This is a genomic window from Streptomyces bambusae (assembly GCF_020532645.1).
GTDB classification, from domain to species: domain Bacteria; phylum Actinomycetota; class Actinomycetes; order Streptomycetales; family Streptomycetaceae; genus Streptomyces; species Streptomyces bambusae.
This window is the reverse complement of the sequence record NZ_JAJAUZ010000011.1, coordinates 135,068-160,319: the sequence shown is the minus strand read 5'-3', so window position 1 is coordinate 160,319 and position 25,252 is coordinate 135,068. Positions and strand designations below refer to the sequence as shown.

At 73.3% G+C, this 25,252-nt stretch carries 22 protein-coding genes and 1 tRNA gene; 18 read left to right on the top strand and 5 right to left on the bottom strand.

What is annotated here, in order from left to right; genetic code table 11:
* Positions 1–334: 334 nt before the first annotated feature.
* Positions 335–2,668 (bottom strand): SCO7613 C-terminal domain-containing membrane protein, encoded by a 2,334-nt coding sequence (locus LG634_RS11000; protein ID WP_226733525.1) that lies wholly within the window; start codon positions 2,666–2,668, stop codon positions 335–337.
* 114 nt (positions 2,669–2,782) lie between these two features.
* On the opposite strand from LG634_RS11000, the gene LG634_RS10995 reads away from it, so the two are divergent.
* Positions 2,783–3,268, top strand: a complete 486-nt coding sequence (locus LG634_RS10995; RefSeq protein ID WP_226733524.1) for an SRPBCC family protein — start codon at positions 2,783–2,785, stop codon at positions 3,266–3,268.
* A gap of 38 nt (positions 3,269–3,306) precedes the next feature.
* Positions 3,307–3,378 (top strand) — tRNA-Val (locus LG634_RS10990).
* A 65-nt stretch (positions 3,379–3,443) separates the two neighbouring features.
* Here the strand turns inward: LG634_RS10990 and LG634_RS10985 are convergent.
* Positions 3,444–4,169 (bottom strand): 3'-5' exonuclease, encoded by a 726-nt coding sequence (locus LG634_RS10985; protein WP_226733523.1) that lies wholly within the window; start codon positions 4,167–4,169, stop codon positions 3,444–3,446.
* A gap of 217 nt (positions 4,170–4,386) precedes the next feature.
* Here LG634_RS10985 and LG634_RS10980 point away from each other — a divergent pair, with 217 nt between their 5' ends.
* From LG634_RS10980 to thrS, 3 genes are all read left to right on the top strand, one after another.
* Positions 4,387–4,947, top strand: coding sequence for a DUF4365 domain-containing protein (locus LG634_RS10980; protein WP_226733522.1), 561 nt, complete (start codon positions 4,387–4,389; stop codon positions 4,945–4,947).
* A 23-nt stretch (positions 4,948–4,970) separates the two neighbouring features.
* A complete protein-coding gene (locus tag LG634_RS10975) occupies positions 4,971–6,158 on the top strand; it encodes a hypothetical protein (RefSeq protein ID WP_226733521.1) in 1,188 nt (395 codons plus the stop codon).
* A gap of 136 nt (positions 6,159–6,294) precedes the next feature.
* Complete coding sequence (thrS, locus tag LG634_RS10970; protein WP_226733520.1) at positions 6,295–8,271, top strand: threonine--tRNA ligase; 1,977 nt, start codon at positions 6,295–6,297, stop codon at positions 8,269–8,271.
* A 48-nt stretch (positions 8,272–8,319) separates the two neighbouring features.
* Here thrS and LG634_RS10965 read toward each other — a convergent pair whose 3' ends face one another.
* Entirely contained in the window at positions 8,320–8,982 is a 663-nt protein-coding gene (locus LG634_RS10965) for a potassium channel family protein (protein ID WP_226733519.1), read from the bottom strand.
* Between the two features lie 67 nt (positions 8,983–9,049).
* Between LG634_RS10965 and LG634_RS10960 the strand changes: the two genes are divergently transcribed.
* Positions 9,050–9,610: an HIT family protein gene (locus tag LG634_RS10960; protein ID WP_226733518.1), complete on the top strand. Its 561-nt coding sequence runs from the start codon at positions 9,050–9,052 to the stop codon at positions 9,608–9,610.
* A gap of 85 nt (positions 9,611–9,695) precedes the next feature.
* Here LG634_RS10960 and LG634_RS10955 read toward each other — a convergent pair whose 3' ends face one another.
* Both LG634_RS10955 and LG634_RS10950 read right to left on the bottom strand, forming a co-directional pair.
* The gene (locus LG634_RS10955; protein ID WP_504967645.1) at positions 9,696–11,348 is read right to left on the bottom strand and encodes an AbeC-like domain-containing protein; all 1,653 of its coding nucleotides are present in this window, start codon (positions 11,346–11,348) and stop codon (positions 9,696–9,698) included.
* A gap of 219 nt (positions 11,349–11,567) precedes the next feature.
* Positions 11,568–13,775 carry an elongation factor G-like protein EF-G2 gene (locus LG634_RS10950; protein ID WP_226733516.1) on the bottom strand — a complete coding sequence of 736 codons (2,208 nt, stop codon included), beginning with the start codon at positions 13,773–13,775 and terminating at the stop codon, positions 11,568–11,570.
* Positions 13,776–14,011: 236 nt separating this feature from the next.
* Here LG634_RS10950 and pgsA point away from each other — a divergent pair, with 236 nt between their 5' ends.
* The 12 genes from pgsA (at position 14,012) to secD (ending at position 25,251) form a co-directional block, all read left to right on the top strand.
* Positions 14,012–14,704, top strand: a complete 693-nt coding sequence (gene pgsA / locus LG634_RS10945) for a phosphatidylinositol phosphate synthase (RefSeq protein WP_226733515.1) — start codon at positions 14,012–14,014, stop codon at positions 14,702–14,704.
* Positions 14,701–15,636, top strand: a complete 936-nt coding sequence (locus tag LG634_RS10940; protein ID WP_226733514.1) for a phosphatidylinositol mannoside acyltransferase — start codon at positions 14,701–14,703, stop codon at positions 15,634–15,636. The genes pgsA and LG634_RS10940 overlap by 4 nt, the downstream gene beginning before the upstream one ends.
* Positions 15,633–16,823, top strand: a complete 1,191-nt coding sequence (locus tag LG634_RS10935; RefSeq protein WP_226733513.1) for a glycosyltransferase family 4 protein — start codon at positions 15,633–15,635, stop codon at positions 16,821–16,823. The genes LG634_RS10940 and LG634_RS10935 overlap by 4 nt, the downstream gene beginning before the upstream one ends.
* A 306-nt stretch (positions 16,824–17,129) precedes the next feature.
* Entirely contained in the window at positions 17,130–17,675 is a 546-nt protein-coding gene (locus LG634_RS10930) for a hypothetical protein (protein ID WP_226733512.1), read from the top strand.
* Between the two features lie 190 nt (positions 17,676–17,865).
* Entirely contained in the window at positions 17,866–18,777 is a 912-nt protein-coding gene (gene pdxS, locus LG634_RS10925; RefSeq protein ID WP_226733511.1) for a pyridoxal 5'-phosphate synthase lyase subunit PdxS, read from the top strand.
* 11 nt (positions 18,778–18,788) lie between these two features.
* Positions 18,789–19,382 carry a pyridoxal 5'-phosphate synthase glutaminase subunit PdxT gene (gene pdxT, locus LG634_RS10920; RefSeq protein ID WP_226733510.1) on the top strand — a complete coding sequence of 198 codons (594 nt, stop codon included), beginning with the start codon at positions 18,789–18,791 and terminating at the stop codon, positions 19,380–19,382.
* Between the two features lie 57 nt (positions 19,383–19,439).
* Positions 19,440–20,192, top strand: coding sequence for a YebC/PmpR family DNA-binding transcriptional regulator (locus LG634_RS10915; protein ID WP_226733509.1), 753 nt, complete (start codon positions 19,440–19,442; stop codon positions 20,190–20,192).
* 120 nt (positions 20,193–20,312) lie between these two features.
* Complete coding sequence (gene ruvC, locus LG634_RS10910; RefSeq protein ID WP_226733508.1) at positions 20,313–20,843, top strand: crossover junction endodeoxyribonuclease RuvC; 531 nt, start codon at positions 20,313–20,315, stop codon at positions 20,841–20,843.
* Entirely contained in the window at positions 20,840–21,463 is a 624-nt protein-coding gene (gene ruvA / locus LG634_RS10905; RefSeq protein WP_226733507.1) for a Holliday junction branch migration protein RuvA, read from the top strand. Before ruvC ends, ruvA begins: the two co-directional genes overlap by 4 nt.
* A gap of 145 nt (positions 21,464–21,608) precedes the next feature.
* Complete coding sequence (gene ruvB / locus LG634_RS10900) at positions 21,609–22,679, top strand: Holliday junction branch migration DNA helicase RuvB (protein WP_226733506.1); 1,071 nt, start codon at positions 21,609–21,611, stop codon at positions 22,677–22,679.
* A 166-nt stretch (positions 22,680–22,845) separates the two neighbouring features.
* Positions 22,846–23,298, top strand: coding sequence for a preprotein translocase subunit YajC (gene yajC / locus LG634_RS10895; RefSeq protein WP_226733505.1), 453 nt, complete (start codon positions 22,846–22,848; stop codon positions 23,296–23,298).
* 156 nt (positions 23,299–23,454) lie between these two features.
* Positions 23,455–25,251, top strand: coding sequence for a protein translocase subunit SecD (gene secD / locus LG634_RS10890; protein ID WP_226733504.1), 1,797 nt, complete (start codon positions 23,455–23,457; stop codon positions 25,249–25,251).
* Position 25,252: the final 1 nt, after the last annotated feature.

Sequence of the window (25,252 nt, the reverse complement as noted above, 5' to 3'; positions counted from 1 at the left end):
CCGGCGCCGGGCACCGGGCTCTGCCCGGACCCGCTCCTCAAACGCCGGAGGGGCTGGAGGGTGGCGGCGCTGGGCACGGGGCTCTGCCGGGACCTGCTCCTCAAGCGCCGGAGAGGCTGGATGTGCGGCGTCGGCTCCCGGGCTCTGCCTGGACCCGCTGCTCAAGCGCCGGAGGGGCTGGAGGGTGGCGGCGTTGGGCATCGGGCTCTGCCGGGACCCGCTGCTCAAGCGCCGGAGGACGTGCGGCGCTGGGCATCGGGCTCTGCCTCGACCCGCTGCTCAAGCGCCGGAGGGGCTGGATGTGATGCGCAGGGTCTTACACCCGGAGGCGGGGTCAGCGGAGGCGGGTGAAGGCCTCGCGGGCCCGGCGGACGTCGTGCAGGCGCTTTTCGTACGTGGCGCCGACCAGGAGGAGGGCGAGGCCGGCCAGGGCCGGGGGGAGCCAGCGGGGGAGCAGCCCGGCTGCCTGGACCACGTACGGGGCCAGCTCGTGGAGGGCGACCAGGAGCAGCGTGGTGCCGCCCAGCAGGAGCGGGGCCTGGAGCCGGAGGCGCGCTCCGGCCAGGGTCAGGGCCAGGGCCGCCGCGCCCAGCAGCAGCGGACGCAGCCAGTGCGCGTCACCCCAGGCCGCGATCAGGCTCGGGAGGAGCGTCGCCGCCAGGCCGGGACCGTACGCCGCCCACGACGAGGTCTGCGGGTCGCGCCGCAGCCGCAGCACGCCGACCACCAGCGCGCCCGCGGTCACCGGCAGCGAGTACGCCTCCGGCACCGTCACCTCCCAGGCCGCCAGCCGCACCCAGGCCGCCGCGACCAGCAGGGCCGCCGCAGGCCAGGCCAGTACCCGCCGCTCGGGCCGCACCGCCGCCCCCGCGCACACCACCCCGGCCAGCCCCAGCACCAGCGCCAGCCAGGCCGGCTCCCCGGCCGCCAGGGCCACCGCGAGCACCCCCGCCGCCCCGGCCGCGGCCTCCGCCGGCACCCGGCAGACCCGCGGCGGCCGCACCGCCGCCCCCACCGGCACCAGCAGCACCAGGACCGCACACATGTGCCACGGCAGCTCGGCGAGCCGCCCGGAGGCCACCAGGAGCCCCGTCACGCAGCCGACCGCCAGCACCGCCGGCGCCGGCCGCCCCGCCGCCCCCGCGACCCCGGCAGCCACCGCCAGCGCCCCGAGCACCGCGAACGTCGCCGACGGGCCCTCCAGCGCCGCCAGGGACACCGAGACCGCACCCAGCACCCCGCACAGCTCCGGCACCACCGGGAACGGCACCGCCCGGGCCGCCTGCAGAACCGCGGCCACCGCCACCGTCTGCACCAGCAGCACCCCGGCACCCGGCAGACCCACCGCCACCGGCAGCACCATCAGCCCCAGCCAGCCCGACACCGCCGCCACCGTGACCAGCCACGGCAGCCGCACCACCCGGCCCACCACACCCGCCCCCGCCGCCACGGCGAGCAGCACCAGCGGCACCACACCGCCCGGCCACCCCAGGGAGCGCCGCGGAGCAGACCCGGCCGCCCACGCCTCGTCCAGCAGCCCCACCGGCGCCGCCAGCACCTGCCAGGCCGCCGGCAGCACCAGCAGCACCGCCAGGCCCGCCACCGTCCCGGCAGCGCCCAGCAGGCCCCGCCGCACCGGCTCCCGCTCCGCCCCCGACCGCACCACGGCCACCAGCGGTCCCGCGCACAGCAGGTACACCGCCACCGCCCACGCCGGATCCGACGGCCGCAGCGCACCCCCGGCCCCCGCCACCAGCGCCAGCCCGGCCACCAGCGCCGTCCCGGCCGCCGGACCGCCCGCCGCCGCGACCGGCAGCCGGCGGGCCGCCACCAGCGCACCCGCCCCCGCCACCAGCAGCAGCGACTCCGCGAGCAGCGCCGGCCCCGAACGCGGCACCCCCGCCCAGGACTCCGCCAGTGCGACCAGCAGCGCCCCCGAGCCCGTCATCCCGCCCGACACCCCCGCGAACCAGCGCAGCACCGCACCCGCCCGCAGCACCACCACCGCATCCAGCACCGCCGTACCCAGCAACGCCCACGCGATCCCGGCCGCCGGCGCCCCCGCCGCCACCGCGGCCAGCGGCAACGGCAGCTGCGCCGCGAGCAGCGCCGCCGGCCCCGGCAGCCGCAACCCGCCCGGCAGCCGCGCGTACCCGGCCCAGCCGGCCGCCAGCGCCGCCGCAGCCCCCGCCGCGTACGCCGTCGGATCCGTCCCCGACAGCCCCACCGCGTACAGCGCGTACGCGTCCAGCACCGTCAGCGCCAGCCCCAGGCCCGCCAGCGCCTCGGCCGTCGCCGCCAGCCCCCGGCGCAGCAGCACCGCCGGAGCCGCCAGAGCCGCCCCCGTCACCACCGCCAGCACCGCCGACCGGCCGCCGATGCCCATCGAGCCCCAGCTCACCACCGTGAACGCCAGCGCCGCGATCGCCAGCAGCGCGGCCCCCAGCGCCAGCAGCACGTGCTGCGCCGCCGGCCCGCCGGCGTCCCGGCCCCCGGCCGGCTGCAGCGGGGACCACGGGGCGAACGGCGGCGCCACCGCCGCAGGCGGCTGCAGCACACCCAGCAGCCACGCCCGTCGGGCCAGCAACCAGGCCCGCCGGGCATCGAGTTGCACGAGCTCGCGATCGACCAGCACCAGCTCCTCGGCCGGCGGCAGAACGTTGTCCATGCCCGGAGTGTGGCCCCGGTCACGCACCGAGGACATGGGTGTACGTACTCAGATCCGGCTGCGTCCGCGCCTGAGTACGCCCCGCCCGGCCCGGCAGCGGGCCACACTGGCGGCGTGGACTGGAGCCGATACCGCTTCCGCAGCGTCTGGGACCTCGCCGCGCCGCCCGACCGGGTGTTCGCGGTGCTCGCCGCCGCCGACCGCTACCCCGACTGGTGGCCCCAGGTCCGGCGCGTGGTGCCGCACGGCGAGGACGGCGGCACCGCCGTCTTCCGCTCCCTCCTGCCGTACGAACTCCACGTCACGGCCACCGGGCAGCGCCGCGACCCGGCCGCCGGCGTGCTGGAGGCCGCTCTCCACGGCGACCTCGAAGGCTGGGTGCGCTGGACGCTCCGGCCCGACGGCCACGGCGGCACCCGGGCCCGCTACGAGCAGGAAGTCACCGTCCGCAAACCGCTGATGCGCCGGCTCGCCGTCCCCGGACGCCCGCTGTTCCGGCTCAACCACGCCCTGATGATGCGCTCCGGACGGCGCGGCCTCCAGGCCCTCCTCGCCGCCCGGGAGCCCCCGCCGGGCGGCCGCCCCCGGAACGCGGTTTGAACGAACCCCGGTACCCCTGTATGGTTCAGTCCGTTCCCGGGCGATTAGCTCAGCGGGAGAGCACTTCGTTCACACCGAAGGGGTCACTGGTTCGATCCCAGTATCGCCCACCGGGAGAAGCCGGTCCGTCATCGACGGACCGGCTTTTTCGTGCGCGCGGACGGGCGCCGGCGTCTCAGGCCGCGGTCGTCAGCTCCGGCCGGACCGGCCAGTGCGGATCCACCGCCTCCTCCGAACCGTTGCGCGCGAACCACGCCTGCAGCCCGCGCGCCTGCGCCGCGTGCCACACCGCCTGCAGCGTGTGCAGCTCCGCCGGGGACAGCCGCTCCAGCCGTCCCGCGAACCGGCGGCCCACTGCCCGCACCACCTCCATCGAGGCCACCGCGTCCGCAGCGGCGTCGTGCGCGCCGTCCAGTGTGATCCCGTAGTGCGCGCACAGGTCGGTCAGCGTCCGCCGGCCCTTCCGGTACCGGTCCAGGTGCTTGTCCAGCACCCGCGGATCCAGCACCGTCAGCGGCCGGTTGTCCAGGTACCGCGCCAGCGAGGACGCCCGGTGCCGGCGCAACTCCCGGTCCAGCAGCGTCAGATCGAACGGCGCGTTCATCACCACCACCGGACGGCCCGCCGCCGCCTGTTCCCCGAGCGTGCGGGCTATCTCCTCCATCACCGGCGCAGGCCACCGGCCGAGCCGCTGCAGGTGGTCGTCGGTCAGGCCGTGGATCTCCGTGGCCCCGGCCGGCACCGGAATCCCCGGATTCACCAGCCACCGCGTCGAACGGACCCGGCCGCCCGCGCACTCCTGCACCACGACCGCAGCCGACACGATGCGGTCCTGCTCGACATCCACTCCGGTGGTCTCGGTGTCAAAAGCGGCCAGCGGGCCCTCGTACCAGCGTGTCATGTCCGAACTCCTCGTCCCCGAAAGGCAGCAGGCGCATCGGCACCGGAACCACCCGGATCGCGCCGGCCCCGCCCGAGTCCGTGATACCCGGACGGCTCGCGCCGTACGCCGTTTGCGGACCGGCCGCTGCGGAGACAACACCGGTGGGGGACCGTACAACTGAGCGGTCGTCAACACCACGGAACCGTCCGTACCGACCGGAGGACGACGGGGAGCCATGGCGCTCGCACAGCCCGAAGAGGGCGTGCCCGAGCGGACCGAACCGCTGCGCGGCACACTCGCCACCACCGCCTGCATGGAGACCCTCCAGGTGGGCTACCTGCACGCGGTCGCAGCCGCCGCGGGCTGCTCCCTGTCCCAGCCGTTCCCGGACAACGGCATCGACTGGCACGTCAGCCACGGCTCGCCCGAGCACACCGTGGACGACGAGGTCACCATAAAGATCCAGCTCAAGGCGACCGCCCAGGTGGCGCCCGGCCCGCCCGGACCCACCTTCGCCTTCACCCTCGACAACGACCACCTCGTCAAACTGGCCCGCACCCCCGTCGCCGTCCACAAGATCCTCGTCGTGATGCTCGTGCCCCGCGACCGCCGCGACTGGCTGCGCGCCGGCCACGACCGGCTCGACCTGCGCCACTGCTGCTACTGGACCAACCTGGCCGGACACCCGGTCACCGGCCGCCGCCGGACCACCGTACGGATCCCGACCAGCCGGATCTTCGACGACCGGGCGCTGTGCCGGATCATGACCCGCGTCGGGTCGGGAGGCAGGCCCTGATGCCCGCCGGAAGGGAGCCCGCCATGCACCGGCCGCACCTGGAGCCCCTGCCGCCGCACCTCGCCGGGCCGCCCGGCCCGGCCCCCGCGGCCGTCGACCCCTGTGTGCTCGGCGCCCTGCTGGACCGGCACGGCTGGCAGCGCCGCGGCGGCGCCGCCGGCCGCTACGCCCGCTGGACCCCGCCCGGCGGCGGCCCGCAGTCCGGCACCAGCCTGCTCGTCCCCGAGAGCGACGCCTTCCCCGACAGCGCCGACCTGCTGGAAGAGGCCCTCACCGCCCTCTCCCGCAGCGCCCTGCCCTCCGCCCGCGAGGTGCTCTACGGGCTCACCGTGCCCAGCGACGAGATCCGGTGGTGGCGCGACCTGCCCGACGGCCTGCCCCAGGAAGCCGCCTGGCCCATCCAGGAGCAGCTGCGCACCGCCGCCCGCCGGCTGCTCGTCGCAGCCGCCCTCGCGGACGTCGCCCGCGCCGGCTACCACGGCGCCCGGCACCGCACCCGGGCCGAGCAGGCCGTCGACCGGGTCCTCGTCGGACCCGCTCCCGGCGGCCGCCGCCTCACCGCCTTCGCGCCCGTCGCCGACGGCCGCGGCGCCGTCACCTGGCTGCACCGGGCCCTGCACGCGGCCCGCGAGGCCGTCGACTACCAGCGCGCCACCGGCGGCATGGAGGCCTTCGACACCGCCGTCGAGGCCGGTGTCAGCCGCGAGCTGGCCGACGCGCTGATCGCCCTGGTCAGCGGCACCGGAGGCGCCCGTATCGCGCTGGCCTGGGCGCCCGCCGCCGGGGCCCCGGCCGGCTGCGCGGCCCGCCCCGAGCCCGTCGAGTTCTCGCCCGGCGACCTGCCCGCCCTCCGCGAGGCCGCCGCCCGCTACACCGGCGCCGAGCCCGCCGAGGCGGTCTGCCTGGCCGGCACCGTCGTCCGGATGCGCCGCTCGGCGCCCCGCGGCGGCGGCACCGTCCGGCTGCGGGTCCTGGCCGGGGCGGAGGTGCCGTACGTCCGGGCCGTGCTCGACGAGCAGGCGTACGCGGTCGCCGGCCACGCCCACCTGGTCGGACTGCCCATCCGGCTCACCGGCCGGCTCCAGCGGCGCGGCGGGTTCCGCCGGCTCACCGACGTGGCGGACGTGGCACCCGTACCGCTCGACGCGGTGGAGCAGGACCGGCTGGCCAAGTCGCTCCACGAGCAGCTGGACTTCTTCGCGGAGGAGTAGAACCCTCCCGGAACGGTGTGCTCCGGTCGTGGTGGACGGCCCGGCCGTAACCGTTTCGCGGGCGAGCGCATCGGCTCGGTACGATTCAGGCGCGCGCAGTGACCACTGCCGCACCCCCATGAGTCAGGAGAGACCGGTGTCGGACGTCCGTGTGATCATCCAACGCGATTCCGAGCGGGAAGAGCGCGTGGTGACCACGGGCACCACGGCGGCGGAGCTCTTCGCCGCCGAGCGCACCGTCATCGCCGCCCGCGTGGCCGGCGAGCTGAAGGACCTCTCGTACGAGGTGCAGGACGGCGAGTCCGTCGAGCCGGTGGAGATCTCCTCCGAGGACGGCCTGAACATCCTGCGGCACTCCACCGCGCACGTCATGGCGCAGGCCGTGCAGGAGCTGTTCCCCGAGGCCAAGCTGGGCATCGGCCCGCCGGTCCGGGACGGCTTCTACTACGACTTCGACGTCGCGAAGCCCTTCACCCCCGATGACCTCAAGGCCATCGAGAAGAAGATGCAGGAGATCCAGAAGCGCGGCCAGCGCTTCTCCCGGCGCGTCGTCACCGACGAGGCCGCCCGCGAGGAGCTCGCGGACGAGCCGTACAAGCTGGAGCTCATCGGCATCAAGGGCGCGGCCTCCACCGACGACGGCGCCAACGTCGAGGTGGGCGGCGGCGAGCTGACCATCTACGACAACCTGGACGCCAAGACCGGCGAGCTGTGCTGGAAGGACCTCTGCCGCGGTCCCCACCTGCCGACCACCCGGAACATCCCGGCGTTCAAGCTGATGCGCAACGCCTCGGCGTACTGGAGGGGCAGCGAGAAGAACAAGCAGCTCCAGCGCATCTACGGCACCGCGTGGCCGTCGAAGGACGAGCTGAAGGCCCACCTCGACTTCCTCGCCGAGGCCGAGAAGCGCGACCACCGCAAGCTCGGCAACGAGCTCGACCTGTTCTCCGTCCCTGACGAGATCGGCTCCGGCCTCGCCGTCTTCCACCCCCGCGGCGGCATCATCCGCCGCACCATGGAGGACTACTCGCGCCGCCGGCACGAGGAGGAGGGCTACGAGTTCGTCTACTCCCCGCACGCCACCAAGGGCACCCTCTTCGAGAAGAGCGGCCACCTGGACTGGTACGCGGAGGGCATGTACCCCCCCATGCAGCTCGACGGTGGTACTGACTACTACCTCAAGCCCATGAACTGCCCGATGCACAACCTGATCTTCGACGCGCGCGGTCGCTCCTACCGCGAGCTGCCGCTGCGCCTGTTCGAGTTCGGCACCGTGTACCGGTACGAGAAGTCGGGCGTCGTGCACGGCCTGACCCGCGCCCGGGGCTTCACCCAGGACGACGCGCACATCTACTGCACCCGTGAGCAGATGGCGGACGAGCTCGACCGCACCCTCACCTTCGTGCTGAACCTGCTGCGCGACTACGGTCTGACCGACTTCTACCTGGAGCTGTCCACCAAGGACCCGGAGAAGTTCGTCGGCTCGGACGAGATCTGGGAGGAGGCCACCGCGGTCCTCCAGCAGGTCGCCGAGAAGCAGGGCCTCCCGCTGACCCCCGACCCGGGCGGCGCCGCGTTCTACGGCCCGAAGATCTCCGTCCAGTGCCGCGACGCCATCGGCCGCACCTGGCAGATGTCGACCGTGCAGCTCGACTTCAACCTGCCGGAGCGCTTCGACCTGGAGTACACCGCGGCGGACGGCTCGCGCCAGCGCCCGGTCATGATCCACCGCGCGCTGTTCGGCTCCATCGAGCGGTTCTTCGCGGTGCTGCTGGAGCACTACGCGGGCGCCATGCCGCCGTGGCTGGCCCCGGTCCAGGCCGTCGGCATCCCGATCGGCGACGGGCACGTCGAGTACCTGCAGGAGTTCGCCGCCGAGGCGAAGAAGAAGGGCCTGCGGGTCGAGGTCGACGCCTCCTCGGACCGGATGCAGAAGAAGATCCGCAACCACCAGAAGCTCAAGGTCCCCTTCATGATCATCGTCGGTGACGAGGACATGGCCGCGGGCACCGTCTCCTTCCGCTACCGCGACGGTTCGCAGGAGAACGGCATCCCCAAGCACGAGGCGCTGGCCAAGCTGGCCCAGGTCGTCGCGGACCGCGTCCAGGTCTGAGCCGCCCACCGGCAGCAGGCGTGACGGGCAGGGCCCCCGGGAAGTGACTCACTTCCCGGGGGCCTTCTCGTCCTCCCGCGTGAACACCTGCAGCAGCCACGACGAGAACGAGCCCGTCACCGCGCCCAGCAGCGCCAGCCCGCCGAACATCAGGCCCGCCGCGACCGTCCGCCCCACCGCGGTGACCGGCGCGACGTCCCCGTAGCCGACCGTGGTCAGCGTCGCGCACACCCACCAGACCGCGTCCCCGAACGTACGGATCGAGGCGTCCGGCGCCAGGTGCTCGTGGTCGTACACGGTCAGCGCCCCGGAGAAGCCCAGCAGCACCGCCGACAGGCTCGCGTACGAGATCACCCGCCCGTACAGGCCCAGTCGCGGCTGGGCCCGGCGGCGCTGGAAGGCGGTGTACACCTGCACCATCCGCAGCGGGCGCAGCAGCGGCAGGACGAGCACCAGGGTGTCGAGGAGGTGGGTGCGGGCGAAGTGCAGCGGGCGGCGGCCGCTCAGCGCCAGCCGGACCGCGTAGTCCGCGGCGAAGCAGCCCCAGGCGGCGAAGACGATCACGAGGGCGGCGTCGCGGAGCACCGCGTCGGAGTGCGGGGTGAGCACGCGGACCGCGTAGCCGGCCGTGAAGGCGAGGGAGACCAGGAACAGCGGCACCTCGGAGCGCCGCTCCCAGTTCTCCTGGCGGGGGTCGGTCACTGGATCCATCCGGACAGGATTGCCGCAGGCCGGCCGGTGCGTGCCCCGGCGACACGCCGGGCGGGGGTGAAGCCATATGCTGCATGGCATGACGACTGAGCCGGTGCAGCAGAACGGAGTGGGCACGCAGGACGCGTTCCAGCGGCTGTGGACCCCCCATCGGATGGCGTACATCCAGGGTGAGAACAAGCCGACCGGTCCCGAGGCCGGGGACGGCTGCCCGTTCTGCGGGATCCCGCAGATGTCGGATGCCGACGGCCTGGTGGTGGCGCGCGGCAAGCACGTGTTCGCGGTGCTGAACCTGTACCCGTACAACGGCGGCCACACCATGATCGTCCCGTACCGGCACGTCGCCGACTACACCGAGCTCGACGGTCACGAGACCGCGGAGCTGGCCGAGATGACCAAGATGGCGATGGTGGCGCTGCGCAAGGCGTCGGGCGCCCACGGTTTCAACATCGGGCTCAACCAGGGGGTGGCGGCCGGGGCCGGCATCGCGGCCCACCTGCACCAGCACATCGTGCCCCGCTGGGGCGGCGACTCGAACTTCATGCCGGTGATCGGCCACACGCGGGTGCTGCCGCAGCTGCTGGCGGAGACCCGGCAGATGCTGGCCGACGCCTGGCCCTCGGGCTGAGCTGCGCGGCGCGTACGTACGGCGAGGGCGGCGGGACCCCGGGGTCCCGCCGCCCTCGCCGTCTGTCCGTGCGGGCGCGGCCGGGTCACTCGTAGACGTCGGCCTTGCGCGGGGCGGCGTCCTGGACCATGCCGCTGACGATCATGGAGCGGTTGGTGAAGCGCTCGGTGTCGACGTTGTTGTCGGCGAGGACCTTCATGGCGGCGCTGTGGACCACGCGGAGCACCGGGGTGGCGGCGCGCAGGGCGTCGTCGGCCATGAAGCGGTGCCGCCAGGGCTGGCCGGCCCAGACGTGCCGCACTCCGAAGGGCTCGGGGAGGGCGAGCTTGCCGCCGAGGAAGTTGAGCAGCGGCGGGTACCAGGTGAGCGGGGCGCGGACGGCGAGGCGGACCACCTCGGTGGCGTCGACCAGGGGGAGGGTGTTCTCCACGGTCTCCCAGAAGCGGACGGTCTTGGCGACCTCGACGGTCTTGGGCGCGGACTTGCTGGTGAACAGGCCGTGTACGGGCCCCAGCGCGTGGCCGGTGACCTCGATGCGCAGGGTCTGGTAGAGCACGGTGACGGTGACCATCATCGTGATGACGAGCTGGCCGTCCCAGAGGGTGAACTGGACCCCGAGGTAGTGCCGGTTGCCGTTGCTGAACTGCTGCTCGTTGCAGATCCGGGTGACTTCCTGCGGGCTCACCTGGAAGGTGTCGACGCCTCCGCCCGCCGGCCGGGCCACCTCCTTGGCGCCTTCGCCGACGGGGGAGACCACCCAGTGCTTGACGGAGGGAGTGGGGAAGCCGCCGGTGTGCAGGGGGCCGCGGTGGAGCTGGGAGAGCTGCTTCTCGATCTCGCGGATGACGTCCCAGCTGCGGAACGGGTTGATGTCGGTGCCGGGGGTGGCGGGGGAGAGTTCCTCGGCGAGCTGCCAGCTGCCCCAGCGGGTGCCCATGCCGAGGATGCCCTTGGGGCCGGCGTAGAAGACGGAGTTGCTGCGGTCCTCGGCGGTGAGGCGGGCGAGCTGCTGGCGCAGTTCCTCGGCGGCGGTCTCGCCGGGGTTGGCGGGGACCGCCTCGGGGATCTTGGCGCCGACGCCGCCGCCGTCGAGGAGGCCGTCCCAGCGGGCCCGCATGTCGGCGGCGACGCCCTCGCAGATCCGGCGGGCCAGGTACCAGCCGGCGACCGGGGCGATGATCACACCGCGGAGGTAGTAGCCCCAGAAGCCGGTGAAGGGCAGCCGGAACATGAGCACCGCGGCGGCGATGCCGATGGCGACGAGGAGGGCGGTGCCCATCCACGTGGTCCGGCTGTTCTCGGACTTGGCGAGGGACTTGCGGAGCTGGAACAGGCCGATCCACAGCAGGGTGCCGGGCAGGAAGAGGATGCCGCAGACCACGGTGATCAGCCGGAGCTTCCGGTCGCGCTGCTTGCGGATCCGGGAGGCCGCCAGGCAGTGCTCGACGACGGTCTGCGGTTCGGCGCCGAAGGACTGGATCAGGGGTTTGCGGCCGGCGCCGAGCATGCGGGCCTCGACGGCGGCGCAGAAGGCCTCGCCGAGGTTGGGCGCGAAGAGCGAGAGCTTGCCCTTCTTGACCGCGGACTCGTGCCACTCGTTGTTGGCGTCGAGGATCTTCTCGACCGGGCTGTCCCGGTACGCGACCGAGGCCAGGGCGTTGGTCGCGGCGGTCTGGCCGCCGGCCCCCGAGAGGGGGACCTGTGCCCCGGGACTGAAATCAAAGCTGCCGTCCGCCACCGTTGCCCCCATCGCTGTGCCGTGCCGTGTGCCGTGCCGGCTGTGCCGCGGGGGCATCCGTGCCGCCCGCTGTCGCTCCCCATGCGGCTCGTTCCCCGCCGTCCCACCCGGCACACCTGCCGAAAAGCCTAACGGGGGCGGGTGCCTCCGCGTCAGGGGACGGGGAAATGCCGCCCACCGCAACCGAGTTGGGTGGGCGGCGCGCGCGTTCAGGGGGAACTAGGAGCCCTTCTCGGCCTGTTCACGGACCTTTTCGGCCAACTGCGGCGGCATCGGCTCGTGCCGGGCGTAGCTGCGGCTGAACCGGCCGGTGCCGTGGGACAGGGAGCGCAGGTCCACCGCGTACCGGTCGATCTCGATCTCCGGTACCTCGGCGCGGACCAGCGTGCGGCTGTCGCCGGCCTGTTCGGTGCCGACGACCCGGCCGCGGCGGCCCGACAGGTCGCTCATGACGGTGCCCACGTAGTCGTCGGGGACCAGTACGGAAAGCTCGGCGACGGGTTCGAGGAGGTCGATGCGGGCCTCGGCGGCGGCCTCCCGCAGGGCGAGGGCGCCGGCGGTCTGGAAAGCGGCGTCGGAGGAGTCCACCGAGTGCGCCTTGCCGTCCCGCAGGATGACCCGTACGTCGACCAGCGGGTGGCCCGCGGCGACCCCGCGGGCGGCCTGGCTGCGTACGCCCTTCTCGACGGACGGGATGAAGGAGCGGGGCACCGCGCCGCCGACGACCTTGTCGACGAACTCGATCCCGCTGCCCGGGGGCAGCGGCTCGACCTCGATCTCGCAGATCGCGAACTGGCCGTGCCCGCCGGACTGCTTGACGTGCCGGCCGCGGCCCGCCGCCTTGCCGGCGAAGGTCTCGCGCAGGCTCACCTTGTGCGGCACCGGGTCCACCTGGACCCCGTACCGGCTGCGCAGGCGTTCGACGACGACGTCGCGGTGCGCCTCGCCGAGACACCACAGGACGACCTGGTGGGTGTGCTGGTTCTGCTCCAGGCGCATGGTCGGGTCCTCGGCGACGAGCCGGGAGAGGCCCTGGCTGAGCTTGTCCTCGTCGGCCTTGCTGTGCGCACGGACGGCCAGGGGGAGCAGCGGGTCGGGCATCTCCCAGGGCGCCATGAGCAGCGGCGCGTCCTTGGCGGAGAGGGTGTCGCCGGTCTCGGCACGGGTGAGTTTGGCCACGCAGGCGAGGTCGCCGGCGATGCAGCTGCCGAGGGGGCGCTGGTGCTTGCCGAACGGGCTCGTGAGGGCGCCGATCTTCTCGTCGACGTCGTGGTCCTCGTGGCCGCGGTCGGTCAGCCCGTGGCCGCTGACGTGGACGGTCTGGTCGGACCGGAGGGTGCCGGAGAAGACCCGGACCAGCGAGACCCGGCCGACGTACGGGTCGGAGGAGGTCTTGACGACCTCGGCCAGGAGCGGGCCGGCCGGGTCGCAGCCGACGGCGGGCCGGGCCGCGCCGTCGGGGGTGGTCACCTCGACGGGGGCGCGTTCGAGGGGGGTGGGGAAGCCGCCGGTGATCAGTTCCAGCAGTTCGACGGTGCCCAGGCCCTGGCGGGCGCCGTCCGCGGCGGGCGCGGCCATGAGGACCGGGTGGAAGGTGCCGCGGGCCACGGCCCGCTCCAGGTCGTCGATCAGGGTCTGCAGGTCGATGTCCTCGCCGCCGAGGTAGCGGTCCATCAGGCCCTCGTCCTCGCTCTCGGCGATGATCCCCTCGATCAGCCGGTTGCGGGCCTCGGAGATCAGGGCCAGCTCGGCCGGGTCGGGGTCGCGCTCGGTGCGCTCGCCGGAGGAGTAGTCGTACACGCGGCGGGTCAGGAGGCCGAGGAGGCCGGTGACGGGGGCGTGGCCGTCGGCGCCGGCGGGGCCGTGCAGGGGCAGGTAGAGGGGGACGACGGCGTCGGGGTCGTCCCCGCCGAAGATGTCGCCGCAGGCGGTGGCCATCTGGGAATAGTCGGCCCGGGCTGCCTCCAGATGGGTGACGACGATGGCCCGGGGCATCCCGACGGCCTCGCACTCGTCCCACACCATCCGGGTGGCGCCGTCGATGCCGTCGGCGGCCGAGACCACGAACAGGGCCGCGTCGGCGGCGCGCAGACCGGCCCGGAGCTCTCCGACGAAGTCGGCGTACCCGGGGGTGTCCAGGAGGTTGATCTTGATGCCGTCCCAGCCGACGGGGACGAGCGAGAGCTGGACCGAGCGCTGCTGCCGGTGCTCGATCTCGTCGTGGTCGGAGACGGTGCCGCCGTCCTCGACCCGGCCGGCCCGGTTGACCGCGCCCGCGGTCAGGGCGAGGGCCTCGACCAGGGTGGTCTTGCCGGAGCCGCTGTGGCCGACCAGCACCACGTTCCGGAGGGAGTCGGGCCGGTCGGCCGACGGTGCCCTGCCGGCGGCCCCGGCGGCTGCGGATGGTGTGTTCGCCTTGTCGCCCATGGAATTGGTGCCTCCCGGTCCTAGCGGTGAGGTGGCGTGCGGTCGGCGGGGGAGCGGAACCAAAGGGTCCGCTCGCTTCCGCGATCCTTCGAGCTTTGCACCGGTGTCACCGTGCGTCCATACGTCGTACCTGACGCGAACCGGTGGGTGCGCGGGGCTGCGGCCCGGCCCCTGGCTACGATGGGCCAGCCGGTGGCCGCTGTGGCCGCGCGGCCCAGCGACCCTCTGGGAAGGCCATGCTGAACAAGTACGCGCGTGCATTCTTCACGCGTGTCCTCACACCGTTCGCCGCGTTTCTGCTCCGCCGGGGGGTGAGCCCCGACGCGGTCACCCTGATCGGCACCGCCGGTGTGGTGGCGGGCGCGCTGGTCTTCTTCCCCCGGGGCGAGTTCTTCTGGGGGACGATCGTCATCACCCTCTTCGTGTTCTCGGACCTCGTGGACGGGAACATGGCCCGCCAGGCGGGCGTCTCCAGCCGGTGGGGCGCCTTCCTCGACTCCACGCTCGACCGGGTCGCCGACGCGGCGATCTTCGGCGGGCTGGCGCTCTGGTACGCGGGATCGGGCCACGACAACATGCTGTGCGCCGTCGCCATCTTCTGCCTGGCGAGCGGCCAGGTGGTCTCGTACACGAAGGCCCGCGGCGAATCGATCGGCCTGCCGGTCGCCGTCAACGGACTCGTCGAGCGGGCCGAGCGGCTCGTCGTCTCGCTGGTCGCGGCCGGCCTCTCCGGCCTGCAGACCTTCGGCGTGCCCTCGTGGATCGGGGTGCTGCTGCCGGCCGCTCTGTGGCTGGTGGCCGTGGGCTCCCTGATCACGCTGGTGCAGCGGGTGGTCACGGTCCGCCGGGAGGCCGCCGAGGCCGACGCGGCCGACCGGGCCGCCGCCCCCTCCGACGCGCCGGCCGGGTCCGACGGCGGTGCCGGGTGACCCTGCGGGACAAGCTGACCGACGGGCTGTACGGCGCGGGCTGGGCCGGGGTGAAGAAGCTCCCCGAGCCGGCCGCCGCCGCCCTCGGCCGGAAGATCGCCGACCTGGCGTGGCAGCGCCGCGGGCCCAGCGTGCAGCGGCTGGAGGCCAACCTCGCCCGGGTGGTCCCGGAGGCCGGACCGGACCGGCTGCGCGCCCTGTCGCAGGCCGGCATGCGCTCGTACATGCGCTACTGGATGGAGTCGTTCCGGCTGCCCGCGTGGACCCCGGAGCGGATCCGCGAGGGCGTCGTCATCGACGGCGAGCACCACCTGCGGGACGGTCTGGCGTCCGGCCGCGGGGTGATCGTCGCGCTGCCGCACCTGGCGAACTGGGACCTCGCGGGCGCGTGGGTCACCTCGTACGTCGGCGTGCCGTTCACGACGGTGGCCGAGCGGCTGAAGCCGGAGAGCCTCTTCGACCGGTTCGTCGCCTACCGGGAGAGCCTGGGCATGGAGGTGCTGCCGCACAGCGGCGGCGCCGCGTTCGGGACCCTGGCCCGGCGGCTGCGGGCGGGCGGGCTGATCTGCCTGGTCGCCGACCGCGACCTGTCCTCGTCCGGCGTCGAGGTCGACTTCTTCGGCGCCACGGCGCGGATGCCCGCCGGTCCCGCGCTGCTCGCCCAGCAGACCGGCGCGCTGCTGCTGCCCGTGAACCTCTGGTACGAGGGCCCCCTGATGCGGGGTCTGATCCACCCGCCGGTGGCGGTGCCGGAGACCGGGACGCGGAAGGAGAAGACCGCCGTGATGACGCAGGCGATGGCCGACGACTTCGCGGCCGGCATCGGCCGCCACCCGGAGGACTGGCACATGCTCCAGCGGCTGTGGACCGCCGACCTGGACCCGGCGAAGGCCCCCGGGCCGGAGCCCCGGACCGAGGCGGCGGGCGCATGAGGATCGGCATCGTCTGCCCGTACGCGTGGGACGTCCCCGGCGGGGTCCAGTTCCACATCCGCGACCTCGCCGAGCACCTGATCGCGCGCGGCCACGAGGTCTCCGTGCTCGCGCCCTCCGACGACGACACCCCGCTGCCGCCGTACGCGGTCTCGGCGGGCCGGGCCGTGCCGGTCCGCTACAACGGGTCGGTGGCCCGGCTGAACTTCGGCTTCCTGTCCGCCGCGCGGGTGCGGCGCTGGCTGCACGAGGGCATGTTCGACGTCGTCCACATCCACGAGCCCACCTCGCCGTCGCTGGGCCTGCTGACCTGCTGGGCCGCGCAGGGGCCGATCGTGGCCACCTTCCACACCTCCAACCCGCGGTCCCGGGCGATGATCGCGGCGTACCCGATCCTGCAGCCGGCGCTGGAGAAGATCAGCGCCCGGATCGCGGTGAGCGAGTACGCGCGGCGGACCCTCGTCGAGCACCTCGGCGGGGACGCGGTGGTCATCCCCAACGGCGTCGACGTGGACTTCTTCGCCGGCGCGGAGCCGAAGGCGGAGTGGCAGGGCGGCACGCTCGGGTTCATCGGGCGCATCGACGAGCCGCGCAAGGGGCTGCCGGTGCTGATGGCGGCCCTGCCGGAGATCCTCGCCGAGCTGCCGGACACCCGGCTGATCGTCGCCGGGCGCGGCGACGAGGTCGAAGCGGTCGCCTCGCTGCCGGCCGAGATGCGGTCGCGGGTCGAGTTCCTCGGGATGGTCAGCGACGAGGACAAGGCGCGGCTGCTGCGGAGCGTGGACGTGTACGTCGCGCCGAACACCGGGGGCGAGAGCTTCGGGATCATCCTGGTAGAGGCGCTGTCGGCGGGGGCGCCGGTGCTGGCCTCCGATCTGGACGCGTTCGCGCAGGTGCTGGACCAGGGAGCGGCGGGGGAGCTGTTCGCCAACGAGGACCCGTCGGCGCTGGCGGAGGCGGCCGTGCGGCTGCTGTCCGATCCGGCGCGGCGCGCCGCGCTGAGCCGGCACGGGTCCGCGCACGTGCGGCGCTTCGACTGGTCCACGGTCGGGGCGGACATCCTGGCCGTCTACGAGACGGTCACCCAGGGCGCGGCGTCCGTCGCCACGGACGAACGGGTCCCGCTCCGCACCCGCCTGGGCCTGGGCGCCACCCCCGCCTCCCACTCGGCCTTCCCCCCGGACTGACGGGACCCGGCCGCGGCCCTTCGCCCCCATCGCCGGCGGGGCCCGTCGGGTGGCGAGCCCAGCACTCCGGGACTCCGCCCCGCACCCCGCGGGGTTGCCCCGCAGCCAAAGTCCGGGCAGGGGGAAAAATCCAGCGCGTCCGGCGTTTGAGGACCGGGGTCCGGGGCGGAGCCCCGAATCCGTGAGCCCTAGCCGGGGGCGCCTCCCGGCCCCATGGGGCCGGGGGAGGTTGCGGCGCGGGGCCCGGGGGCAGGGCCCCGGTTCGGGGCGCGGCGGGGGCCGAGCGGGCCGGTAGAGTCGCGTCGCGTGATCGAAACGCTCGTCTGGGCCGTGCTCGCGCTCGCCGCGATCGGCCTGTACCTCAGCTGGACCGCCGGCCGCCTGGACCGCCTCCACTCCCGCATGGACGCCGCCCGCGCCGCCCTCGACGCCCAGCTCGTCCGCCGCGCCTCGGTGGTCCTGGAGGTGGCCACCTCCGGCGTCCTGGACCCGGCCTCCTCGATCGTCCTCTACGAGGCCGCCCACGCCGCCCGGCAGGCCGAGGAGGACCACCGCGAGGTGGCCGAAAGCGAACTCAGCCAGGCCCTGCGCGCCGTCTTCGAGGACCCCGGCCAGGTCGAGGCGCTCCGCGAGGCCCCCGGCGGGGCCGACGCCGCCGAGGAACTCGCCGCGGCCGTCCGCCGGGTCCCCATGGCCCGCCGGTTCCTCAACGACGCCGTCCGCGCCGCCCGCGCCCTGCGCCGCCACCGCAAGGTCCGCTGGTTCCGCCTCGCCGGCCACGCCGCCTTCCCCCTCGCCTTCGAGATGGACGACGAACCCCCCGCGGCCCTCGCCGACCGCACGGCGGCGTAAGCTCGACCACGAGATCGATCCGAGGGCCACGAGCCCCAGTGGCCCCTTGATCCACGGGCCACCACCCCCGCCGAGCGGCTGATCCACAGGCCGAAGGGGCCACCGGGTGACCATTGGCCCTTGCAGTGGACTGCTCCCCGGGGTTTCCTGGCACAGCACCACCCGTCTCTCCCCATCGCGAGGTCAATCCGTGAGCACGCTTCCCACCACCACTCAGTCCCCCGAGACCGGCACCGCCCGCGTCAAGCGCGGCATGGCCGAGCAGCTCAAGGGCGGCGTGATCATGGACGTGGTCAACGCCGAGCAGGCGAAGATCGCCGAGGACGCCGGCGCCGTGGCCGTCATGGCCCTGGAGCGGGTCCCCGCGGACATCCGCAAGGACGGCGGCGTGGCGCGCATGTCCGACCCCAACATGATCGAAGAGATCATCGGCGCGGTCTCCATCCCGGTCATGGCCAAGTCCCGCATCGGGCACTTCGTCGAGGCCCAGGTCCTCCAGTCCCTCGGTGTCGACTACATCGACGAGTCCGAGGTCCTGACCCCGGCCGACGAGATCAACCACTCCGACAAGTGGGCGTTCACCACCCCCTTCGTCTGCGGCGCCACCAACCTCGGCGAGGCCCTGCGCCGCATCGTCGAGGGCGCGGCCATGATCCGCTCGAAGGGCGAGGCCGGCACCGGCAACGTCGTCGAGGCCGTCCGCCACCTGCGCCAGATCAAGAACGAGATCGCCAAGCTGCGCGGCTTCGACAACAACGAGCTGTTCGCCGCCGCCAAGGAGCTGCGCGCCCCGTACGAGCTGGTCAAGGAGGTCGCCGAGCTCGGCAAGCTCCCCGTGGTGCTGTTCTCCGCCGGTGGCGTCGCCACCCCGGCCGACGCCGCCCTGATGCGCCAGCTCGGTGCCGAGGGCGTCTTCGTCGGCTCCGGCATCTTCAAGTCCGGCGACCCGGCCAAGCGCGCCGCCGCCATCGTGAAGGCCACCACCTTCTACGACGACCCGAAGGTCATCGCGGACGCGTCCCGCAACCTGGGCGAGGCCATGGTCGGCATCAACTGCGACACCCTCCCCGAGTCCGAGCGCTACGCCAACCGCGGCTGGTAAGGCACCACACCATGAACAACCCCCCCGTCATTGGCGTCCTGGCCCTCCAGGGCGACGTACGGGAGCACCTGATCGCTCTGGCCTCGGCGGACGCCGTGGCCAGGCCGGTCCGGCGCCCCGAGGAGCTCGCCGAGGTCGACGCCCTGGTGATCCCCGGCGGCGAGTCGACGACCATGTCCAAGCTCGCCGTCCTGTTCGGCATGCTGGAGCCGCTGCGCGAGCGCGTGCGCGCCGGCATGCCGGTGTACGGCACCTGCGCCGGCATGATCATGCTCGCCGACAAGATCCTGGACGGCCGTGAGGACCAGGAGACGCTCGGCGGCATCGACATGATCGTCCGCCGGAACGCGTTCGGCCGCCAGAACGAGTCGTTCGAGGCCGCGATCGAGTTCGCCGGCATCGAGGGCGGCCCGGTCGAGGGCGTCTTCATCCGCGCCCCGTGGGTGGAGTCCGTCGGCGCCGCCGCCGAGGTGCTCGCCACCTACGACGGCCACACCGTTGCGGTCCGCCAGGGCAACGTGCTCGCCACCTCGTTCCACCCGGAACTCACCGGCGACGACCGGGTCCACGCCTACTTCGTGGACATGGTGCGCGCAACCGGCTGACCGGACCCCGGTAGGATCGGCCCAGAACACTGTTGGTGATGCGAAGGAGACAGGCGGATGTCCGGCCACTCTAAATGGGCTACGACGAAGCACAAGAAGGCCGTGATCGATGCCAAGCGCGGCAAGCTCTTCGCGAAGCTGATCAAGAACATCGAGGTCGCGGCCCGGACCGGCGGTGCCGACCCGGACGGCAACCCGACCCTCTTCGACGCCATCCAGAAGGCCAAGAAGAGCTCGGTCCCGAACAAGAACATCGACTCCGCGGTCAAGCGCGGCGGCGGCCTCGAGGCCGGCGGCGTCGACTACGCGACGATCATGTACGAGGGCTACGGCCCGAACGGTGTCGCGGTGCTCATCGAGTGCCTCACCGACAACCGCAACCGCGCGGCGTCCGACGTCCGCGTGGCCATGACCCGCAACGGCGGCTCGATGGCCGACCCGGGCTCCGTCTCGTACCTGTTCAACCGCAAGGGCGTCGTCGTGCTGCCCAAGGGCGAGCTGTCCGAGGACGACGTCCTGGAGACGGTCCTCGAGGCCGGCGCCGAGGAGGTCAACGACCTCGGCGAGCAGTTCGAGATCATCAGCGAGGCCACCGACCTGGTCGCGGTCCGCAGTGCGCTCCAGGCGGCCGGCATCGACTACGACTCGGCCGAGTCCAGCTTCGTCCCGAGCATGCAGGTCGAGCTCGACGAAGAGGGCGCCCGCAAGATGTTCAAGCTGATCGACGCGCTGGAGGACAGCGACGACGTGCAGAACGTCTTCGCCAACTTCGACGTGAGCGACGAGGTCATGGCGGCGGTCGACGCCTGATCCGGCGCCTGGTCCACAGGCATCACCGCACGGGCCGACGGGGACACACCCCCGTCGGCCCGCTGCGTTGTCGGTGCCGGGGGATAGCCTGCACGAACAGGGATACGAGGGGAGGGCGGCGTGCGCGTACTCGGAGTCGACCCGGGACTGACCCGGTGCGGCGTGGGAGTGGTCGAGGGCGTGGCCGGCCGTCCCCTGAAGATGCTCGGCGTCGGGGTGGTACGCACCGCCGCCGAGGACGACGTGGCGGTACGGCTGGTCGGGATCGAGCAGGGCCTGGAGCGCTGGCTCGACGAATTCCGGCCGGATCTCGTGGCCGTGGAGCGCGTGTTCAGCCAGCACAACGTGCGGACGGTGATGGGCACCGCCCAGGCCAGCGCGGTCGCCATGCTGTGCGCCGCCCGGCGCGGGATACCCGTCGCCCTGCACACCCCCAGCGAGGTCAAGGCGGCCGTCACCGGCAGCGGGCGGGCCGACAAGGCACAGGTCGGGGCCATGGTGACCCGGCTGCTGCGGCTGTCCGCGCCGCCGAAGCCGGCGGACGCCGCCGACGCCCTCGCCCTCGCCATCTGCCACATCTGGCGGGCCCCCGCCCAGAACCGCCTGCAGCAGGCCGCGGCCCTGCACGCATCGAAAGGCCGAAGCGCATGATCGCCTTCGTGAGCGGCCCGGTGGCCGCGCTCGCCCCGACCACGGCCGTCATCGAGGTCGGCGGCGTGGGCATGGCCGTCCAGTGCACCCCGGACACGATCGCCGGGCTGCGGGTCGGCGCGGAGGCCCGGCTCGCGACCTCCCTGGTCGTCCGTGAGGACTCCCTGACCCTGTACGGCTTCGCCGACGACGACGAGCGGCAGGTCTTCGAACTGCTGCAGACGGCGAGCGGGGTCGGGCCGCGGCTGGCGCAGGCCATGCTGGGCGTGCACCGGCCCGACGCGCTCCGGCTCGCGGTGTCGACCGGGGACGAGAAGGCGCTGACCGCCGTGCCCGGCATCGGGAAGAAGGGCGCGCAGAAGCTGCTGCTGGAGCTGAAGGACAAGCTGGGGGCGCCGTTGGTGGGGGCGCAGCGGTCGGTGGCCGCCGCGGCCGGGCCGGCGCCGTGGACCGAGCAGCTCGCCGCCGCGCTGGTGGGTCTCGGCTACGCGGCCCGCGAAGCGGAGTCCGCCGTCGAGGCCGTCGCCCCCCAGGCGGAGGCCGCCATCGCCGCCGGTGGCTCCGCCCCCGTCCCGCAGCTGCTCCGGGCCGCCCTGCAGACCCTCAACCGCTCCCGCTGACAGGGGCCCGATCCAGCCCGTCCGGCGATTGAGGACCGGGGGTGCGGGGGCGGAGCTCCCGCCTCGGGAAGGGGCGGGGCGGGGAAGAGGCCCGCGCAGCGGACAGGGCCGGCGCGAACGACCGTACGACGACGAGAAGGACACCGTGAACTGGGACGACGACCACACCGCCGAGGAACAGGCCCGCCTCGTCGCGCCCGCGGCGGACGGTGAGGACAGCGCCGTCGAGGCCGCCCTCCGCCCGAAGGACCTCGACGAGTTCGTCGGCCAGGAAAAGGTCAGGCAGCAGCTCGACCTCGTCCTGAAGGCCGCCCGCCAGCGCGGTGCGACGGCCGACCACGTCCTGCTCTCCGGCGCCCCAGGCCTCGGCAAGACCACCCTCTCGATGATCATCGCGGCGGAGATGGGAGCGCCCATCCGGATCACCTCCGGCCCCGCCATCCAGCACGCCGGCGACCTCGCCGCGATCCTCTCCTCCCTCCAGGAGGGCGAGGTGCTGTTCCTCGACGAGATCCACCGCATGTCGCGGCCCGCCGAAGAGATGCTCTACATGGCGATGGAGGACTTCCGCGTCGACGTCATCGTCGGCAAGGGCCCCGGCGCCACCGCCATCCCGCTGGAATTGCCCCCGTTCACCCTGGTCGGCGCGACCACCCGGGCCGGCCTGCTGCCCCCGCCGCTGCGCGACCGCTTCGGCTTCACCGGGCACATGGAGTTCTACAGCCCCGCCGAACTCGAACGCGTCGTGCACCGCTCGGCCCGCCTCCTCGACGTGGAGATCGAGGCGGACGGCGCCGCCGAGATCGCCGGCCGGTCCCGCGGCACCCCCCGCATCGCCAACCGGCTGCTGCGCCGCGTCCGCGACTACGCGCAGGTCAGGGCTGACGGATTCATCACACGCGAGGTGGCGGCGGCCGCCCTCGGGGTGTACGAGGTCGACGCCCGCGGCCTCGACCGGCTGGACCGCGCGGTCCTGGAGGCCCTGCTCAAGCTGTTCGGCGGCGGACCGGTCGGCCTGTCCACGCTGGCCGTGGCGGTCGGCGAGGAGCGCGAGACCGTCGAGGAGGTCGCCGAACCCTTCCTCGTACGGGAGGGACTGCTGGCCAGGACCCCCAGGGGCCGGGTCGCGACCCCCGCCGCATGGGCGCACCTCGGCCTCGTCCCGCCCCGGAACAGCAGTGGATCAAGCGGACAACAGGGCCTGTTCGGGGCGTGACGGCGCGGAGCGTGGCCGGGTCCGGAACTGCGGTGCCATGCTGGGCGTTGTTCCATCGGTGCGGACTCGCCTAGACTCCGCCGATGCCGACCGGTCCAGGTCGGTGTGCCCGCCCCCGTAGAAGAAGGCCGCTCACCAGCGCGGTCGTGCGAAGGATCTCCGTCCCGTGAACAATCTCGTGACCTTCCTCCCGTTCATCGTGCTCATCGGGGCCATGTTCCTGATGACCCGGTCTGCGAAGAAGAAGCAGCAGCAGGCCGCGTCCATGCGCGACCAGATGACGCCCGGCACCGGCGTCCGGACGATCGGCGGCATGTACGCCACCGTCAAGGAGGTCGGTGACGACACCGTCACCCTGGAGGTGGCGCCCGGCGTGCACGCCGTCTACGCGAAGAACGCGATCGGCGCCGTGCTGGAGGACGAGGAGTACAACCGCATCGTCCACGGCGCCGGCGATGATCTGACGATCGACACGCCGGTCGTGCCGGACGACGCCTCTTCGCTGACCGAGGCCGCCGACGAGCAGCCGAAGCTGGACCTGGGCAAGAAGGACGCTCCGGAGGGCTCCGAGGGCGGCAAGACCGAAGGCAAGACCGACGGCGAGGCCGACGCGAAGTAACACCGCGGTCGGGGAGCCGTACGGCGCCGGACCGGCGGCCGGCGGCTCACCGACGCCAGCGATCACTTCTGCGGGGGGCAGGGGTCCCCACACACTTTTTTCGTGGCCGTCCGGCGCACACCCGGCGCGGACGGTTGGACAGGGAGATACGACAAGGTGGCAGCACCGAAGAAGGGCCGGCGGCCCGCGGGGGCTCAGGGCAGGCCGGGGCGCGCCCTGGCAGTGATCCTGATCGCGATGGTGGCGCTCACCGCGGGGATGTTCATCTCCAAGCAGACGACACCGCGCCTGGGCATCGACCTCGCCGGCGGCACGAGCATCACGCTGAAGGCGAAGAGCGAGCCCGGCAAGCCGGACGCGATCAACGAGACCAACATGAACACGGCGGTCGGCATCATCGAGCGCCGTGTCAACGGTCTCGGCGTGTCCGAGGCCGAGGTCCAGACCCAGGGCCGCGATCACATCATCGTGAACATCCCCAAGGGGACGAACGAGAAGCAGGCGCGCGAGCAGGTCGGCACGACCGCTCAGCTCTACTTCCGCCCCGTGCTGGCCATCGGTGCCGGCGGCCCGGCCACCGAGCCGGCCCCGACCCCGTCCGCCAGCGCCTCCGGCTCCAAGGCCGAGGGCGGCGCGAAGGACGGCAAGAAGCCGTCCGGCGAGCCCACCCCGTCGTCCAGCGCCACTTCGCAGGGCCGTGCCGTCAGCGAGGCCCTCAAGGCCCCCGGCGCCACCCCCACGCCCTCCGCGGGCGAGTCGAAGAAGGCAGACGACAAGAAGGCGGACGACAAGAAGGCGTCCCCGACGCCGACCCCGAACGCCCCCACCGCCGCGGACGCCGCCCTGCAGAAGAAGTTCGCGACGCTCGACTGCACCAAGAAGGAGCAGCGGGCCGCCGCCGGCCAGGGCGTCCTGCCCAGCGAGCCGACCGTCGCCTGCGGTCTGAACAGCCAGGGCCAGTGGGCCAAGTGGCTGCTCGGCCCGGCCGGCGTCGAGGGCAAGGACATCAAGGACGCCAAGGGCGCCCTCGACCAGCAGCGCGGCATCTGGATCGTGCAGATGCAGTTCAACGACCGCGGCGCCGACCAGTTCGCCAAGGTCACCGGTGAGCTGGCGACCAAGCAGCAGCCGCAGAACCAGTTCGCGATCGTCCTCGACGGCGAGGTCGTCTCGGACCCGTACGTCAGCCAGTCGATCACCGGCGGCAACGCCGAGATCAGCGGCAGCTTCAACCAGCAGTCCGCCCAGGACCTCGGCAACATGCTGTCCTACGGCGCCCTGCCGCTCTCCTTCCAGGAGGACAGCGTCACCACCGTCACCGCCGCGCTCGGCGGCGAGCAGCTGAAGGCCGGTCTGATCGCCGGCGCCATCGGTCTCGCCCTCGTCGTGATCTACCTGGTGGCGTACTACCGCGGTCTCGCCCTCATCGCGATCGTCAGCCTCCTGGCCTCCGCGATCCTCACGTACACGATCATGGCGCTGCTCGGAAAGGGCATCGGGTTCGCGCTGAACCTGCCCGCCGTCTGTGGTGCGATCGTCGCCATCGGCATCACCGCGGACTCGTTCATCGTGTACTTCGAGCGCATCCGCGACGAGATCCGCGAGGGCCGCACGCTGCGCCCGGCCGTGGAGCGGGCCTGGCCGCGCGCCCGGCGCACCATCCTGGTCTCCGACTTCGTGTCCTTCCTGGCCGCCGCGGTGCTGTTCATCGTCACCGTCGGCAAGGTGCAGGGCTTCGCCTTCACCCTGGGTCTGACCACCCTGCTCGACGTCGTCGTGGTGTTCCTCTTCACCAAGCCGATCATGACGCTGGTGGCGCGCACGAAGTTCTTCGCCGACGGCCACCCGTGGTCCGGTCTCGACCCCAAGCGCCTGGGTGCCAAGCCGCCGCTGCGCCGGTCCCGCCGTACCGCGTCCGTCCCCGCCGGCCCTGTCGACCCGAAGGAGGCGTGAG

Bases quoted from the DNA above. Each gene is read 5' to 3' on its own strand.
- LG634_RS11000 (WP_226733525.1), bottom strand. From the start codon at position 2,668: ATGGACAACGTTCTGCCGCCGGCCGAGGAGCTGGTGCTGGTCGATCGC.
- LG634_RS10985 (WP_226733523.1), bottom strand. From the start codon at position 4,169: ATGACACGCTGGTACGAGGGCCCGCTGGCCGCTTTTGACACCGAGACC.
- LG634_RS10980 (WP_226733522.1), top strand. From the start codon at position 4,387: ATGGCGCTCGCACAGCCCGAAGAGGGCGTGCCCGAGCGGACCGAACCG.
- LG634_RS10975 (WP_226733521.1), top strand. From the start codon at position 4,971: ATGCACCGGCCGCACCTGGAGCCCCTGCCGCCGCACCTCGCCGGGCCG.
- LG634_RS10965 (WP_226733519.1), bottom strand. From the start codon at position 8,982: ATGGATCCAGTGACCGACCCCCGCCAGGAGAACTGGGAGCGGCGCTCC.
- LG634_RS10960 (WP_226733518.1), top strand. From the start codon at position 9,050: ATGCTGCATGGCATGACGACTGAGCCGGTGCAGCAGAACGGAGTGGGC.
- LG634_RS10950 (WP_226733516.1), bottom strand. From the start codon at position 13,775: ATGGGCGACAAGGCGAACACACCATCCGCAGCCGCCGGGGCCGCCGGC.
- pgsA (WP_226733515.1), top strand. From the start codon at position 14,012: ATGCTGAACAAGTACGCGCGTGCATTCTTCACGCGTGTCCTCACACCG.
- LG634_RS10935 (WP_226733513.1), top strand. From the start codon at position 15,633: ATGAGGATCGGCATCGTCTGCCCGTACGCGTGGGACGTCCCCGGCGGG.
- pdxT (WP_226733510.1), top strand. From the start codon at position 18,789: ATGAACAACCCCCCCGTCATTGGCGTCCTGGCCCTCCAGGGCGACGTA.
- LG634_RS10915 (WP_226733509.1), top strand. From the start codon at position 19,440: ATGTCCGGCCACTCTAAATGGGCTACGACGAAGCACAAGAAGGCCGTG.
- ruvA (WP_226733507.1), top strand. From the start codon at position 20,840: ATGATCGCCTTCGTGAGCGGCCCGGTGGCCGCGCTCGCCCCGACCACG.